The following is a 15,915-nucleotide window of genomic DNA, read 5'->3' as shown; positions in this document are numbered from 1 at the left end:
TGTTATCGCCCTAAATCGAGCTGCCGGCGCCGGTCAATGTGATTTTGTTCCCGCTCCCGGTGATGCCGTCGTTGCCCGCAGCGGTAATGGCGTTTCCGCTACCGTTAATGGTCAAGTTGATGTTTTGACCGAGCACGACACTGTCGGAGCCGGAGGCACGAAGCAGGTAGTTGGTCAGCGGAATCCTAGCAGGCGCGGAAGCAATCGTGATCGAATCACCTCCGCTGGAGACGATTGTATTGTCGCCACCGCTCATCGTCAGACTGGATCCTGCGTTTGCGAGCGTGACCGTGTTGCTGGAGGCGGTGACGATGTCGCCGGTGCCCTGTAGCGTCAAGGAACCTTGGCCGAGCGAAGTGATTGTTTCGCCGTTGCCGGCGATAGTTTCGTCGAATGGAGTATTTGCGCCGGACAAGGTAACGGCAGCGTTGTCGATTGCGGTGATGTGATTTCCTGTGCCCGTTACGGTTACGCCCGTGCCGTTCAGGGTGATGTCGTCGTGGCTCGCCGTTATTTGGTTGTTTCCGACAGCCATCACCGCGTTGCCGCCACCAACGATGGTCGCATTGTCGTTGCTGCCCAGCACAATGCCCGTTGCTCGGCCGTCGGCTGTCTTACTGCCAGCCGCATCGCCGTTTGCATTGACAGTCACGTTGCTCGCGGCACCCCCGACAATGATCGCCTCGCCAGCGCCGGCATTGATCGTGGCATTGCCGTTGACAGTCACACTTGCATTGCCGGTGAGGGTTAGCGTGCACGCGCCGGAACTCGTCGTGACAGTATCGCCGGTCCCTTTCAACGTCAGGCTGCCGCTGGTGAGGCTGATCGCTTCGTTGTTACCGGAGATCGTGTCGTTCGTTTCCCCGTTGATATTCACGCTGGTGCCGTCGGCGGCGGCAATTCGATTGCCGCTGCCTGATTCCACATATACTCCGTTGCCGTTCAATATGATGTCGTCGCCGGTTGCCTTCATGATGAATGCTCCCGCAGCCGCCCTTATCGTGTTGCCGCTCCCGGCGAAAATACCTTCGGCACCTTGCGTCAACGTAATGCCTGCGGCTTGGCCATCCGCTGCGACACGGTTCGCGGAGTCACCGCTCACGTTGACCGTATCGCCCGAGCTCGTCAACGTAATGGCTTCGCCGACGCCGCCGTTGATCGTATTGCCTCCCATGTCGACGATATTTACACTGTCGCCTGCCATTAAATTGAAAACAGAGTCGTAGGCGCGGTAGGGCTCGTTGGGCCGCATTGCCACCACCGTATCGCCGGTGCCGACCAGCGTCAGGTTCGCGCCGGGCGCATTGGCTAGATTGATCGGGACATTGTTCGCAGTGATCGAGCCTGTTCCCGACGCATTGATGCTGCTTAATTTGCCGTTCTCGTCGTATAGATAATCAACCTGCCCGACTAGAGCGCCACCGGAGTAACTACTGACCTCGACTAGCTTTCCAGACTGATAAGAATATTGACGAGTCAGAGCCCCTGATGGGTCGTATTCGGACTGGGTCGACAGCACGCCGTTGACGTATGTGCTGGTCTGTTTGTAGAGCAATTTTCCCGAACCGTCGGTGACGGTCGTGTCATAGGTGTTCGGGCTGCTGTCGGCAACGGTAGTGGCGATTTGGGTGACTTTGCCGTTGGCATCTGTGCGGGTAACGGTGGTGAGATGCGAGTCGGCGAGGCTCTTGTAGGCGGTTGTGACGCTGGAGTTATCCGCGTTTGTCACAGTGGTCGACAGTAATGTGCCGTTGGCGTTGTAGATACTTTCGGTGACCGTCGCGATCGTTCCCGCTCCGTCATGAGTGTATGTATAACTGTCCGTCTGAACTACGTTACCGGCCTTGTCGTAGGAAACGATCTTGCTCACTGTGTCGTCGTCGTTGAAGACCGCCGCGACGGTTGCACCTCCGCTGTTCTTGCCGTTATGGTCCGCAATGAAGCTTTGAAGCGTCGCTCCATCAGGAGAATTGGCGGGGACAGATCCATTTTTGACGATATCGCCGTAGACCGATTTAAATGCATCCCCCATTGATTGACGATCGAGATAAAGACCGCCAACATTCAACAAATCACCTATAACAAGAGCCGTCAGGCCAACAATTTGCCCGCCAGGTACATAGAAGGCGACGACCGCCCCAGCGGTTGCAAAAATATTGCCAACCACCGAAAGAACGTCCCCCATCTGCACCGGCTTTCCGGCTTGAATATCGACGGTTATTTTCAATACCGTGACCACAGCGGCGGCCGGATTGGTTGCAATCGTTCCGGCCGGGGTCGCTGAACCGATCGTTGCCACGACCTGGCCACTTGCAGAAACAAACGCAGCCCCTTCCTTCAGCCCAGAATTCGTAGCGGAAATGGTATTATCACCAACAACAAGTATGTTAATTGTAGACGAAACGGGATCCATATTAGAGCGCCACCTTCATAACGAAAGATATAAATTCCATAATGCAAATAAAAGTCACCGCACCGACAGCAGTTACAAGCAAGCGGCGATTCGGCTCACCATCAGCCATCCAACGGCAAAATTTATAGAAGCAAGTGTTCGACCGGTCTTTTCTCAGCATCCTAAAAAGCAACCACAAACCACCAGTCGCCACCGGCAATATCATAAATAATTGAACGAACGAAATCTGCCTATCATACCTCCACATCGGAAAAGCCATGCGGTAACAAATAGACAGAAAAAAACAAACAACGACCAATATCACTGCAGCATCTAAAACAAACAAAAATCGCTTCTTCATATCGCTCTCGCACGCAATCCACGTATCATCAAAGCCAAAACGCGCGACTTTGTCGCAGCCTCACCGATAACACCCCTTCCATACCAAACGCAGTCGACACAAACCATACAATTTCGTCTACTTTCGCCAAAATTTACGCCCCACAAGCTTATGTCACGACCGGAAATAAAATTAACCACCCAAAAAATCGACATAATGCCGGAATTTTTAAAGACCCGTGTAGGAGCAATATCCTAATGTCGCGTTCCAGCAAGATAAAGATGTTGTGTTTTTCGGCTGATGGCCAGCCGCTGCCCTATCGCGAGTACGACAAGCTTGCCAAAGTGGATGCCGGTGCGATCGTCGAGCACAAGCGTCGGAGTCACGCCTTGCAGGTGGCACAGGCCCCGCAAGCGCAGCGCGATGATCGGCGCAGGGGCTTTCCTGCGCGCACGAATAAGCGAACGCTGCATCAAGGCGCAGATCGGCAGAGAAATCTAGCAGTCACTTGACGTATCCGCGGCGCGCCGAGTTAAACGCCAGCCGTCTCCGCACCGATCCAGTTCATGAACGACTGCATGGCCGGCGTCACGTGCTTGGACTTGAGCCACGTGAGCCAGTAGCTACCCGTATCGACTTCGACGTCGAACGCACGCACGAGCCGGCCCGAACGCAGTTCGCGCTCGAACATGCGCACGGGCGCGAGCGCGACGCCCGCCCCTTGCACGGCCGCTTCGACCATCAACTGCGACGAATCGAACACGGGCCCGCGGATGGCTGGCGGCACCACGCCGGCCGCCTCGAACCATAGCGCCCACTCGTCGGCACGATACGAGCGCAGCAACGTCTCGTTCGCCAACTCGCGCGGATGCTTCAGCCTGCGCGCGAGCTCCGGCGTGCACATTGCGCCCAGCGGTGCATTGAGCAGCGGCGTGGCTTGCGTGCCCGGCCAGTTGCCGTCGCCGAAGCGAATGGCAAAGTCGAAGCCCTCCGCCGCCACGTCGACGAGGTTGTTGTGCGTCAGCAATCGCAGCTCGATGAACGGATGAGCCACGCGAAACCGCTGCAAGCGCGGCATCAGCCAACCCACCGCGAACGTACCCACCACGCCCACCGTCAGCACCTCATGAAAGTGGCCGCCCTCGAAACGGCGCAGCACTGCATCGATGCGATCGAATGCATCGGTCAGCACGGGCAACAGCGCGAGTCCTTCGTCGGTCAAGCCGAGCCCGCGCGGCAAGCGTTTGAACAGTGCGACACCAAGCCGCTCCTCGAGCGCGCGCACCTGCTGACTCACGGCAGCCTGCGTCACGCTCAATTCGCGCGCGGCGCGTGTGAAGCTCGCATGCCGCGCCGACGCCTCGAAAGCGCGCAGCGCGTTCAACGGAAGATGTCGGGCCATGCGCGTCGATCCATAAGAAATAGTTTTGTCAGCGGAAAGTATTCGTCGATTGTCGACTTCCCGAATTACCGCGATATTCTCCGCTTTCTCAAGGAGCCGCAACGATGGAGCGCAGACATTTTCTCGGTACGCTGATGGGCGGTGTCATAGCAGGGCTTTCGGATCCCATCTTGGCCCGCGCATCGAAGCACAGTGCGTCAGCCAGTGATGCACGCAGGATGAAGGCCCTGCCGGACCAGATTGAAGCGCGGCTCGCGCAGATCGAGCGCGAGGTCGACGGCCGGCTCGGCGTCGCAATCTACGATTCGGCCTCGGGCTTGACGGCAGGCCATCGCATGCACGAGCTGTTTCCCATGTGCAGCACGTTCAAGTTCCTCGCGGCCGCTGCGGTCCTGGCGCGTGTCGACCGTCGCGAAGAGGATCTCGCGCGCCGCATCATGTACGCGCGTAGCGATGTCGTCATCGCCTCGCCTGCGACAGAAAAGCATACGGACACCGGCATGACGATGGGCGAGCTGTGCGAAGCGGCCATCACGCTCAGCGACGACACGGCTGGCAATCTCTTGCTCGCCAGCTTCGGCGGCCCCGCGCAGCTCACTGCATTCGTCCGGCAATTGGGGGATACTGTCACGCGGCTCGACCGCAACGAGCCCACGGTGAACGAAGCCATTCCCGGCGATCCGCGCGACACGACCACACCCATCGCCATGCTCGCCGATATGCGCAACGTGTTGCTCGGCGACGTGCTGACCGCGCAATCGCGCGCGCAGATGATCGCGTGGCTCGTGGGATGCCAGACCGGCGGCGCGAAGCTGCGCGCGAAGCTGCCGAAGGATTGGCGCGTTGGCGACAAAACGGGCGGGGGCGAGCACGGTACGCACAACGATATCGCGATCATGTGGCCGCCCGAGCGCGCGCCGATCTTCGTGGCGGCCTATCTGACGCAAACGGATGCCCCCTTCGCTCGGTGCGATGCCGCGCTTGCCGATGTCGGCGAAGCGGTAGCGTCGAGCCTCGGCTAGCCCGGGTTCCGCCAAACCGCGGTTCCCGTGCCGGTCAACCGGTGGTGCGCAGTCAATGCGCGCCGCCTCAAACGAATCGAGAACGGAGAAAACGCGATGGAATATCGGAATCTGGGTCAGTCCGGCCTCAAAGTGCCCGTCTTGAGCTTTGGCGCTGGCACGTTCGGCGGGACGGGTCCGCTCTTCAGCAACTGGGGGACGACGAACGCCGACGAAGCGCGCCGCATCGTCGACATCTGCCTCGACGCGGGCCTCACGCTGTTCGACACGGCCGATGTCTATTCGGACGGCGCTTCCGAGCAAGTGCTCGGCGAAGCGATCAAGGGCCGGCGCAACAGCGTGCTGATTTCGACGAAAGCGTCGCTGCCGACCGGCGACGGTCCCAACGATGCGGGCTCGTCACGCTCGCGCCTGATCCGCGCAGTCGACGCCGCGCTCCAGCGCATGAGCATCGATCACATCGACATCTTTCAGCTGCACGCCTTCGATGCGAGTACGCCCGTGGAAGAAGTGGTCGCCACACTTGACGAGCTCGTGCGCGCCGGCAAGATCCGCTACATCGGCGTGTCGAATTTCTCGGGCTGGCAGCTCATGAAGTCGCTCGCCGTGGCAGAAAAGTACGGCTATCAGCGTTATGTCGCGCACCAGGCGTACTACTCGCTGGTCGGCCGCGACTACGAATGGGATCTGATGCCGCTCGGTATCGATCAGGGCGTCGGCGCGCTCGTGTGGAGCCCGCTCGGCTGGGGCCGGCTGACCGGCAAAGTGCGACGCGGGCAACCCCTGCCGCAACAAAGCCGTCTGCATGAGACGACCATCTGGGCGCCGCCTGTGGCCGACGAGCTGCTCTACAGCGTGGTTGATGTGCTCGATGCGATCGCCGAGGAAACCGGCAAGAGCGTGCCGCAAATCGCACTGAACTGGCTGTTGCAGCGGCCTACGGTGTCGTCGGTCATCATCGGCGCGCGCAACGAAGAGCAGTTGCGTCAGAACCTCGGTGCCGTCGGCTGGCAACTCGAGAAGGAGCAGATCGCACGGCTCGACGCAGTCAGCGCGGTCACACCGGCCTATCCTCATACGCCCTACTACCGGCAGGCGGGCTTCACGCGGCTCAATCCGCCGGTGGTCTAAGCCAAGCCCGCCAGCCTCCCCGACGACGGCATGCCCCCGCCCACGCCGCTCCCCGCCAGCTATTACGAAGCGAGCGTCGAGCGCCCGGCATGGCCGGCACTCGCCACGCCGCACGACGAGACCGAAGTCTGTATCGTCGGCGGCGGCCTCGCCGGGCTTTGTACGGCGCTCGGGCTCGTCGAACGCGGCGTATCCAATATCGCCGTGCTCGAGGCCGAGCGCGTCGGCTTCGGCGCGTCGGGACGCAACGGCGGGTTCGTGTTCGGCGGGTACAGCCTCGACTGCGCCGAGTTGTTACGCGTGCTGGGCTCGCATGACGCGCGAGCGCTCTATGCGCTGACGCTCGATGCCGTCGAGCTGATTCGCTCGCGCATCGCGCGCTACGCCATCGCGTGCGACGCGGTGCATGCGGGCGCGATCCTCGCCGACTGGTTCGGCAGGCCCACCGCGCTCGAAGCGCAGCGCAAGCTCATGCTCGAAGCGTTCGGCGTCGAGTGGCAACCGCTTTCCGTCGACAACATGCGCAGCCGCTTGAAAACCGAGCGCTATCACGCGGGCCTGTTCGAGCCCAACGGGTTTCATCTTCATCCGCTCAAGTACGTGCTCGGTCTTGCCACCACGCTCACCAAAGCTGGCGTGCGCGTGTATGAACACAGCCCGGTCGTGAAGCTCGATCGGACGCGCGAAGGTTATCTGGTACAGACATCTGGCGGATCGATCGCTGCCCGGCATGTCGTCATGGCTGGCGGTGGCTATGCGCGCAACGTCTATCGCCGTGTCGAGCGCGCCGTGTTGCCGATCGCCACGTACATCGTCACGACCGAGCCGCTCGGCGCGCGACTCAAGGAGGCGATCGATTGCGCCTCGGCCGTCTATGATTCGCGCTTTGCCTTCGACTATTACCGGCCGCTAAGCGACACGCGCATCCTATGGGGCGGGCGCATTTCCATCTTCGAGCGTGAACCACAACGGATCGAGCGGTTGCTCACGCGCGATCTGTTGCATGTGTATCCGCAATTGCGCGGCGTCAAGATCGAATACGCGTGGGGCGGCCTCATGAGCTATGCGCGCCACCAGATGCCGCAGATCGGCCGCTCGGTCGACGGCGTCTGGCATGCCGTCGGCTTCGGCGGGCACGGCCTCGCACCGACGACGGTTGCCGGCGAGCTGATCGCCTCCGCGATCGCCGAAGGCCGCTCTATCCCGCCTGCGTTCGCGCGATTCGGGCTCACACGCACATTCGGGCCATTGGGGCTCGTGGCCGCTGAGCTCACGTATCTGCGCAAGATCGCCGCCGATGCACTAGCCAGCCGCGGCCATTGACCTTCCCCGCCTAGCGTAGGCCTCACTTCAAGCGAACGCTTATTATTTAGTTTTACTGATTTTATTTACTGAACTTCAGGGAAGCCCGGCAGATCGGGATCAGGCCCAGGGCCTGCCGGCCGAGTGGCTTCGCCCGAGTCGACGATCGAGCGCTCGATGAGCGCCTTCGCTTCGGCGTTGCTCGAATCGATCGACAACGCGTTGCCCGCGTTGTGCCATGCGCATTTCCAGCGCTCCTGCGCCATACAGCCGCGCGCCGCGTTCAATGCAGCGTCGCGAGCGCGTTCACGTGAGGCCAAATCCTGCCGCAGCATGAACGCCTCGCTGTTGTCGGGCTCGGTAGCCTGAACGCTCGCCAACGCTGCACGTGCCGCGCTGAGGTCGTTTTTCTCGAGGCTCGCTTGCGCACTTGCCACGGCGCGCGAGACCGAGGTGGGCGCGGGCATTTCACGGCGATCACTGCGCATAGCGTAGTCTTGTCGCGGCGCAGTCCAGGACGGTACACGTGCGCCAGGCGGGCGCGGCACTGGCTTGGCGCTTGCCGCGTGCGACGGTGTCTGCGAGGGAACGAACACTTGCGCCACTGCCGTGCGCGAACGATGCGGATGGCGAGCGTCGGTAGCGACGGCGTTCGGCGTCTGCATCGGTGTTTGTGCCTGCGTCGGTGCGGGCTTCGGCGCCGGCTCAGGCAGCATGGCCGGCACATTCGCGGGGGGCGCCTGTGCGATGGCTCGAGACGCCGAAGGTGCAGCCGACACGATGGGCGGGAGCGGCATGATCGAGGCGGGTGCGGGTGCCGCTGCGATCGCATCGGGCTTCGCTTGAGCCGATGGGTTCGATGTCGCTGACGGCTGTGACGGCGTGTGCGCGACGCTGCCCACGGTCACACTACCCTCGGCAGTACTCGAGGACGACTCCTGCTCGCTCGAAACATCCCGGTTGTGGCTATGCAGCAGCACCACGCCGCCATACAGCACGACGAAGGCGCACAACACGAGGCCGGTTCCGCTTTTCAATCCCCAATGACGTGACGGCGCCTTGGACGAACCGCGCGCATCACCATACGGATCTGGGTCGCCTGTTGCGAACAACGGCTTAGGCCGCAATTCCGGCCACAACGCATCGCCGAGCGCGGAAGCCGTACGCTCGGTACGCGCCGTACGCTCGCTCGTCGACGCTACGCCTGCACCTGCACTTGCCCGCTTGACTGATTCCGTCGGCGTAGCACGAGAAGCGGGCTGCGACGCATCACGGCGAAACGCTAGTCTCGCGTGGGCGCCGCAATGCGGACAGAACGATACGGGCTCGGACACGCGGGCACCGCAGCGTCCGCATGTCGCCGGAAAAGTGATATCGCTCGCACGGGGGTCTGACGTCGTAGGCATGTCGTAGGAATCGAATCGGACCACCAGGCCACTATCGAACAGCCCTTGCCGAGCGTCAAGGCGAATGGCGAATTAGCATCAGTGCCATTCCGCCATTACCTAGGCATTCTGCGAAAAACAGTTTGCGATCCTAATCGACTCAGACCACCATCCAAATCTTGTGGCGCGCAATTTGCACGTCACGTCAGCGCGAATGCCCCCCGAGCAGCATCCGGTACTCCGTGGGCGTCACGCCGACCGTCGCCTTGAATTGCCGTGTGAACGCGCTGTGATCGGTGTAACCGCACAATGCCGCCACGTCGGTCACCTTTTCTTGCGTCACGAGCAGGGCCGTGGCCGCATCGAGCCGTGTCTTCAGCAGCACTTGTCGTGGCGTCAGATGAAATACCTTATGGAAATAGCGCTCGAGCTGCGCGACCGACATGCCGGCCATCTCTGCCAGCTGCGTGAGATTCAGCGGCTGGACGTAATTGTCCTGGATGTATTGGACGACTTCGGCAAGACGCATATAGGCCGGATGCGTCTTGGCATTGGCCTTCAAGTCGCGTGAAATGCCGGCTACGCCGACGATGCTTCCCGCGGCATTGCGCAACGGCACCTTCGAGGTCAGGCACCAGCCCTGCTCGCGGCCTGGATAGAGGTGCAGCTCGAGCTCATCGATCATCGATGTGCCCGATTCGATGATCGCCCGATCCTGCTCCAGATACGCACGGCCGAAGCGGCTCGGGAACACTTGCTCGGCGGTCTTGCCGAGCAGCATGCGCTTGTCCTTGCAGCCGCAACGCGAGGCCAGCGTGCGATTGATCATCGCGTAACGAGCCTCGCCGTCCTTCACGAAGAAGACCACGTCGGGCAGCGTGTCGAGCACCGGCTCGAGTTGCGCGAAGTACGGCAGCATCTGCGCGAGCGTTTCCGCGGCAGGCATCTCTGGCAAAGGAATCGTCGGCGTCATCGTACGAGAAGTAGCTGAACGTCGGCGCATGGTGGCGCGCGTCTCTAGACGGTCGATTATAGGGGGCAGTCGAGATGCTGTTCGTGCGCGCAGGCAGCGAGCAGCGTCTCGATGCGCGTGGGGGCGAGCGGCGGACGCGGCGCGGCCATGTCCCACCCCAACAGCGTTTGGGCAGCAGTCCCGCAGATGCGCCCTTGACACGCGCCCATGCCGCAGCGTGTGTGCAGCTTCGCGTCGCGCCAGCTGCCGTGCGCGGCGACTTCGCCGAACGGCACGTCTTCGCAGCGGCACAGCAACGTATCCGGAGTGGGCCATGCGCGTGCGGCCTCACCGAGCGCGAAACCGCGCTCGACGCGCGCCGCGAAGCGCCGCCAACGCGTGCGTTCATGCACGAGCTGTGCCGGAACGCTCACCTTGCCCGCGATGCAACCAGCAATCGCCCCCTCCGCTGTGGCAAGCTCGACTCCGCCGATGCCTGTGCATTCACCCGCCGCCAGCACATCGTCGACCGACGTGCGTTGCAAGTCGTCGACGACGATCCCCTCCGCCTCGACCGCGCAACCGAGCGCTTGAGCGAGCGTCAGGTTCGGCACGAGGCCGTAGCCGAGCGCCACGCGATCGCACGCTAGCGTCATCTCGCGCGTCCCGCGAGCGATCGTCACGGCTTCGACGCGACCGTTGCCGCGCACCTCGCGCACGACGCTATCGGTCCAATAGGGCACGCCCCCAAAGCCCCTTGTGAGCCGAGCCGCCTGCCACAGCTTCGACGGCGTAGCAGCCAGCGACAACCCGAAACGCGCCACGGCCGCGCGCGGCGCGTGCTCGACGACGGCGAGCACGCGCGCACCGGCTTCACGCGCGGTGGCCAGCGCCGCGATCAGCAGCGGACCGCTGCCACCGATCACGATGCGCTGACCGCCGACGGGCACACCGCCTTTGATCAGCGCTTGTAAGCCGCCCGCGCCGGTCACGCCGGGCAGCGTCCAGCCACGGCACGGCAACAGCCGTTCACGCGCCCCGGTACAGACGATCAGGCGCTCGTACGACAGATGCACACCGCCCTGATCGGACGATTCGAGCAGCAACGTCTTGGCGGGCGCGGCGGCAATGACGCGTGTCGAAGAAAAGATTGTGAGGCCAGCTTGGGCATCGAGCGCCGTCAGCATGTCCTGCAATGGCTTGGCCGCGCCGCGTCCGGGACCTTGCCGCCAGACTTGACCACCTGCGCGCGGGTTGTCGTCGACCAGTGCAATGCGAGCACCGCTCGAGGCCGCTGCCTGCACCGCGGCCAAGCCGGCCGGCCCCGCGCCGATCACGACGACATCGAAGTGCTGCATCGTCATCGGGCACGCTCCGTGTCAGTGTCGATCGTCATGCCGTCGCGGCAAATCGTCTGGCAAGCAAGCACATGCATGCGGCCGTCGATGCACACTCTGCACTCCTGACAAATTCCCATGCCGCACAGTGCCGTACGCGGCTCACCCGACACCGACGTCCGTGTTCCGCACAAACCGTTCGCCACGACGAGTGCCGCGGTCACCGTCGTATACGCAGGTAGATCGAGTGTCTTGCCGTCGACCGTCACGCTCACGCGCTCGGTTCGGTCGGGCTCATGTTCAAGCGCCATCGTTCAGTCCTGTGGAAAGCGGGCGGGCAAATAAGGTTCGCAGGCAATCGGCGGTGTTTCGCCGACGATCTGCGCAGCCAGCAATTGCGCGGTCGCCAGCGAAGTCGTCACGCCGAGACCTTCGTGCCCCGTTGCCGCCCATATTCTGTTCGCGGTATCGCCGATGGGTCCGATCAGCGGCAAGCCGTCGGGCGTCGCAGCGCGAAAGCCGGTCCATGAGCGCAATCCATTCATCTGAGCGAGCGCCGGCAAATACTGGACGGCGCGCTCGAGCATCCTCGCCAGCACGGGCAGCTCGACGTCCGCGTCAAGCGCATCGAACTGGCGCGAGGAGCCGATCAGCAGTTGTCCCGTCGGCCGCGGCTGCGCATTGAAAGCCACCGACGTCCCGGTCGCATGGTGAGCGCTCTTGATGTAGCCGAGTTCGAGCAATTGATGCGAGATGAAGCCAGGATAGCGGTCTGTAATGAGCAGATGCCCCTTCTTTGCCTGCATCGGCAAGGTCGGCAACAAACGCGTTGCAGCCAGTCCGTTTGCGACGACGATGTGTTGACCCGACACCCGCTCGCCGCTCGCGAGTGTCACCGCGCCACGCTCGACGGCCACCACCTCGACGGCCGTGCGCACACGAATACGACGCGCACCGAGCGATTCGGCAAGCAGCCATTGAGCAGCTCGCGGCGCATAAACGATGCTGTCGTCCTCGACCAGTAAGCCCCCCGCCATCGACGGCGCAAGCGCCGGCTCGCACTCGCGCAATGTCCTGGCATCGAGCAGTTGCGAAGCGACACACCGCGCCGCAAACGACTGATGCATCGCACGCGCGGCCGCACACTCCTCATCGTCGGCGGCCACCCACAACGAGCCGCAGCGTACGAACGCATCGGCGGCGCGCAATTGCGGCGCGAACGCAAGCCACAGTTCGCGCGAATAGCGAGTCAATGCGAATTCGGCCGGGGAGTCGTTCATGACCACGAGATGGCCCATTCCTGCCGCGGTTGCACCACCGCCAATCCCGCCGGCTTCCAGCACCTGAACGGTCATGCCGCGCTCGGCGAGCGCTTGCGCGCAGGCCGCGCCGACGATGCCGGCACCGACGACGACGACGTCGGCATTCATACGCTGTGTGCAGTCGGGATGCCGGTCGCGAACGGGTCGTCGGCTTCGAAGCGCAAGCGGCCTTCGGCCATCACGTAGGCGCGGCCCGTAATCGTCGGCACGATGACGGGGCCGTCGGCGATGTCGACCTGCTGCGCTCCGCTGGCCGCGTCGAATGGCACGTAACTGCCTTCGAACATGCTGCCAATGATGCTCTGCTGCCGCCAAACCTCACCGGGCGCAAGCTTGCCATCGGCTGCCAGGCAAGCGAGCTTCGCGCTCGTGCCGGTGCCACACGGCGAACGATCGTAGGCACCGCCGGGGCACAGCACGAAGTTGCGGCTATCGACATCACTGCTCGCACCGGGTGCGAACAGTTCGATGTGATCGATGAGCGCCCCATTCGCGCCGGTAATGCCCTGCGCGATCAACGCTTCACGCACGGCGTGCGTGAACGCCGCGAGCTCGCCGATGTGCTCGGGCTCGAGCGTGCGACCATGATCGGCGACGAGGAAGAACCAGTTGCCGCCCCACGCAATGTCGCCCGTGAGCTTACCGTGACCCGGCACGTCGACAGCCACCGCGTGACGGTATCGATAGGCAGGAACATTGCGCACCGACACGCTGCCGTCGCCGTTCAGTGTGGCTTCGACGACGCCCACCGGCGTCTCGATGCGATGCCGCCCTGGCGCGAGCCGCCCCATGTCCGCCAGCGACGCGATCAGGCCGATCGTGCCGTGGCCGCACATGCCGAGATAGCCGACGTTGTTGAAGAAGATGACGCCGGCCGCACAGGTCAGGTCGTGCGGCGCGCACAACAGCGCACCGACGATGACGTCCGAACCGCGCGGTTCGAGCACGATGCCCGCACGCCAATCGTCGAAGTGTTCGCGCAATCTGGCGAGCCGCACGTCGAGCGGTCCGCTACCGAGATCCGGCCCGCCCTCCACGATCAAACGCGTGGGCTCCCCGCCGGTATGGGAATCGATGAAGTGGGTCGTGTTCATGCCGCACATGGTAGGAACGCGACCCGCATGCGTCTTGGCGACGATGCGCGCATCACATGCCGATTTCAGCACAGCATGCGATTCGTCGACACTGTGCCGAAATCGGCATCCTTGACGCGCGAACGACGCAAGACGCCGGCCGACGCGCTGCATACACTGCCCCTGCATCCCGCCTATCAGTTACGTTCAGGAGACAAGTAATGGCACCAGTCTGGAAGGGCGTCATGCCCGCCGTCACGACCAAGTTCCACGAGGATTTCAGCATAGATCGGGCATGGACGGCGAAGAACATCGACGCGCAAATCGACGCAGGCGTCGACGGCATCATCGTCTGCGGGTCGCTCGGCGAAGCATCGACGCTATCGCTCGATGAAAAGCTCGAGGTGCTCGACGTGGCTGTCGAAGCCGCGCATGGCCGCGTGCCCGTGCTGCTGACGATCGCCGAGAACGCCACGCTCGACGGGTGCCGTCAGGTCGAGCGCGCGGCCAAGCATGGCGCCGCTGGCTACATGGTGCTGCCCGGACTGCGTTACCTGTCCGATCGACGCGAGACGCTGCATCACTTCCGCACGATCGCCAAAGCAAGCCCATTACCGCTGATGATCTACAACAACCCGCTCGCGTACGGCGTCGACATGACGCCCGATATGTTTGCGGAGATCGCGGACGAGCCGAAGGTCGTCGCGATCAAGGAATCGTGTGGCGACGTGCGGCGCGTGACCGATCTCATCAATGCAGTGGGCGAACGCTATGCGATTTTCTGCGGCGTCGACAACCTCGCAATGGAATCGATGCTGATGGGCGCACATGGCTGGGTCGCCGGCCTCGTTTGCGCGTTTCCGCGCGAAACAGTCGCGATCTACAAGCATCTTCAACAAGGCCGCATCGTCGAAGCACGCGAGATCTATCGCTGGTTCGCGCCGCTGCTCGCGCTCGATGTCTCGTCCAAACTCGTGCAGAACATCAAGCTCGCCGAAGCCATCGTAGGCCTCGGAACCGAGCATGTTCGTCCGCCTCGTTTGCCACTTGCCGGCGATGAACGACGCGCTGTCGAAGCCTTGATTCGTAGCGCGATCGAGCGTCGTCCAACGCTTTGATTCGCGCAGCGAAGCCGCTGCAAACTCGCTGCGAACTTCGGCGAAACACACCATGTTTCGCCCATCTGGCGATAACGCATCATGCCGTTATCGTCAGATAATTATGTTTTATTTTCGGTTAACATCGCCCTTCCTCCAACACCAATCATCAGGAAGAACGTGGCGAATCAACTTACGAAATCATGGACGCGCGTAGCTGCCGCTACGCTCGCCACATGTGCAATATCGATGTCGCTGAGCCAACCGGCGCAAGCGCAAGTCGAACCTCTAAAAAATCCTACTTATGGCGTGACGCTCGATGATCTGAGCAATCTCAACGCTATCATCGCTTCCCTTCAAAACCTGCCGTATCGTCCGACCGTTCGCGTCGTGTTCGATCCGGGTACGACCGCGGCCGAGTATTACCCCGCGCTCGTGAAGCTGCACCAGTACGCGTACATCATGGGCGAAATCTATGATTCGTACTACTTCCCGACCACCCTCGCGACCTACACGGCACGTACGCAAGAACTCGTGTCGACGCTGAAGAATACGGTCGACGTCTGGGAAATCGCGAACGAGATCAACGGCGAATGGCTGCGCCCCGACATGGACGGCCCCAACTCGCTGATCAATGGTGAGGAGACACAAATCGGACAGATGGTCGCGGCAGCGAACACCATCGTCAAATCGAACGGCGGCAAGACCGCCGTCACGCTGTACTACAACGACGACAGCAAGGGCAACAACTGCTGGGAATTGCCGCAGGACTACTGGAAAACCTGGCCGACGCAGTTCCTGTCGTCGACCGTGCGCCAGCAGGCCGACTACGCGCTGTTCAGCTACTACCCGTACCAGGACTGCCCGGGTCTGAATCCGTCGTGGAACAACGATTTCTCGGCACTTGAGCAGATCTTCCCGAACGCGAAGGTCGGCTTCGGCGAAATCGGCACGTCCGACACAGGCGCTCCCGCGACCGTGCAGGACAACCTGATCAAGACGTACTACCCGATGGTCAACACCATGAACGATCCGCGCTTCATCGGCGGCTTCTTCTGGTGGTATTACGCCGAAGAAATGGTCCCCTACACGACCAGCTCGTACTTCAAGCTGCTGCGCCAAACGATTCTGCCGCTGAAGGCACCGCAGTAAGCCTCTTG

General features: G+C 62.2%; 15 protein-coding genes. 6 read left to right on the top strand and 9 right to left on the bottom strand.

The annotated features are described in order from the left end of the window. Positions 1-10: 10 nt before the first annotated feature. Both D7S89_RS24470 and D7S89_RS24465 read right to left on the bottom strand, forming a co-directional pair. A complete protein-coding gene (locus tag D7S89_RS24470) occupies positions 11-2,413 on the bottom strand; it encodes a beta strand repeat-containing protein (protein ID WP_147426759.1) in 2,403 nt (800 codons plus the stop codon). A gap of 1 nt (position 2,414) precedes the next feature. Further along, positions 2,415-2,753, bottom strand: coding sequence for a hypothetical protein (locus D7S89_RS24465; protein WP_121281462.1), 339 nt, complete (start codon positions 2,751-2,753; stop codon positions 2,415-2,417). Between the two features lie 236 nt (positions 2,754-2,989). Between D7S89_RS24465 and D7S89_RS24460 the strand changes: the two genes are divergently transcribed. Further along, the gene (locus D7S89_RS24460) at positions 2,990-3,244 is read left to right on the top strand and encodes a hypothetical protein (protein ID WP_121281461.1); all 255 of its coding nucleotides are present in this window, start codon (positions 2,990-2,992) and stop codon (positions 3,242-3,244) included. A gap of 20 nt (positions 3,245-3,264) precedes the next feature. Here the strand turns inward: D7S89_RS24460 and gcvA are convergent, their stop codons facing one another. Continuing rightward, a complete protein-coding gene (gene gcvA / locus D7S89_RS24455) occupies positions 3,265-4,134 on the bottom strand; it encodes a LysR family transcriptional regulator (RefSeq protein WP_121281460.1) in 870 nt (289 codons plus the stop codon). A gap of 104 nt (positions 4,135-4,238) precedes the next feature. Between gcvA and bla the strand changes: the two genes are divergently transcribed. From bla to D7S89_RS24440, 3 genes are all read left to right on the top strand, one after another. Further along, the gene (bla, locus tag D7S89_RS24450) at positions 4,239-5,156 is read left to right on the top strand and encodes a class A beta-lactamase (protein WP_121281459.1); all 918 of its coding nucleotides are present in this window, start codon (positions 4,239-4,241) and stop codon (positions 5,154-5,156) included. A 96-nt stretch (positions 5,157-5,252) separates the two neighbouring features. Then, positions 5,253-6,287 carry an aldo/keto reductase gene (locus D7S89_RS24445; RefSeq protein WP_121281458.1) on the top strand — a complete coding sequence of 345 codons (1,035 nt, stop codon included), beginning with the start codon at positions 5,253-5,255 and terminating at the stop codon, positions 6,285-6,287. A 30-nt stretch (positions 6,288-6,317) separates the two neighbouring features. Beyond that, the gene (locus tag D7S89_RS24440) at positions 6,318-7,610 is read left to right on the top strand and encodes an NAD(P)/FAD-dependent oxidoreductase (RefSeq protein WP_121281457.1); all 1,293 of its coding nucleotides are present in this window, start codon (positions 6,318-6,320) and stop codon (positions 7,608-7,610) included. A gap of 65 nt (positions 7,611-7,675) precedes the next feature. Here D7S89_RS24440 and D7S89_RS24435 read toward each other — a convergent pair whose 3' ends face one another. From D7S89_RS24435 to D7S89_RS24410, 6 genes are all read right to left on the bottom strand, one after another. Further along, positions 7,676-8,626, bottom strand: coding sequence for a hypothetical protein (locus tag D7S89_RS24435; RefSeq protein ID WP_121281456.1), 951 nt, complete (start codon positions 8,624-8,626; stop codon positions 7,676-7,678). Between the two features lie 553 nt (positions 8,627-9,179). Further along, positions 9,180-9,947, bottom strand: coding sequence for an AraC family transcriptional regulator (locus D7S89_RS24430; RefSeq protein ID WP_121281455.1), 768 nt, complete (start codon positions 9,945-9,947; stop codon positions 9,180-9,182). 56 nt (positions 9,948-10,003) lie between these two features. Continuing rightward, positions 10,004-11,290 (bottom strand): NAD(P)/FAD-dependent oxidoreductase, encoded by a 1,287-nt coding sequence (locus tag D7S89_RS24425; RefSeq protein WP_121281454.1) that lies wholly within the window; start codon positions 11,288-11,290, stop codon positions 10,004-10,006. After that, positions 11,287-11,574: a 2Fe-2S iron-sulfur cluster-binding protein gene (locus D7S89_RS24420; RefSeq protein WP_121281453.1), complete on the bottom strand. Its 288-nt coding sequence runs from the start codon at positions 11,572-11,574 to the stop codon at positions 11,287-11,289. The genes D7S89_RS24425 and D7S89_RS24420 overlap by 4 nt, the downstream gene beginning before the upstream one ends. Positions 11,575-11,577: 3 nt before the next feature. Then, a complete protein-coding gene (locus D7S89_RS24415; RefSeq protein ID WP_121281452.1) occupies positions 11,578-12,693 on the bottom strand; it encodes an NAD(P)/FAD-dependent oxidoreductase in 1,116 nt (371 codons plus the stop codon). After that, positions 12,690-13,688, bottom strand: coding sequence for a proline racemase family protein (locus D7S89_RS24410; RefSeq protein WP_121281513.1), 999 nt, complete (start codon positions 13,686-13,688; stop codon positions 12,690-12,692). Before D7S89_RS24410 ends, D7S89_RS24415 begins: the two co-directional genes overlap by 4 nt. A gap of 191 nt (positions 13,689-13,879) precedes the next feature. On the opposite strand from D7S89_RS24410, the gene D7S89_RS24405 reads away from it, so the two are divergent. Next, positions 13,880-14,776: a dihydrodipicolinate synthase family protein gene (locus D7S89_RS24405; protein WP_121281451.1), complete on the top strand. Its 897-nt coding sequence runs from the start codon at positions 13,880-13,882 to the stop codon at positions 14,774-14,776. A gap of 228 nt (positions 14,777-15,004) precedes the next feature. Continuing rightward, positions 15,005-15,907 carry a hypothetical protein gene (locus D7S89_RS24400; protein ID WP_245983241.1) on the top strand — a complete coding sequence of 301 codons (903 nt, stop codon included), beginning with the start codon at positions 15,005-15,007 and terminating at the stop codon, positions 15,905-15,907. Positions 15,908-15,915: the final 8 nt, after the last annotated feature.

This window comes from Trinickia fusca, assembly GCF_003628145.1.
In the GTDB taxonomy this organism is placed as follows: Bacteria; Pseudomonadota; Gammaproteobacteria; order Burkholderiales; family Burkholderiaceae; genus Trinickia; species Trinickia fusca.
This window is presented reverse-complemented; position numbering and strand designations above follow the sequence as displayed.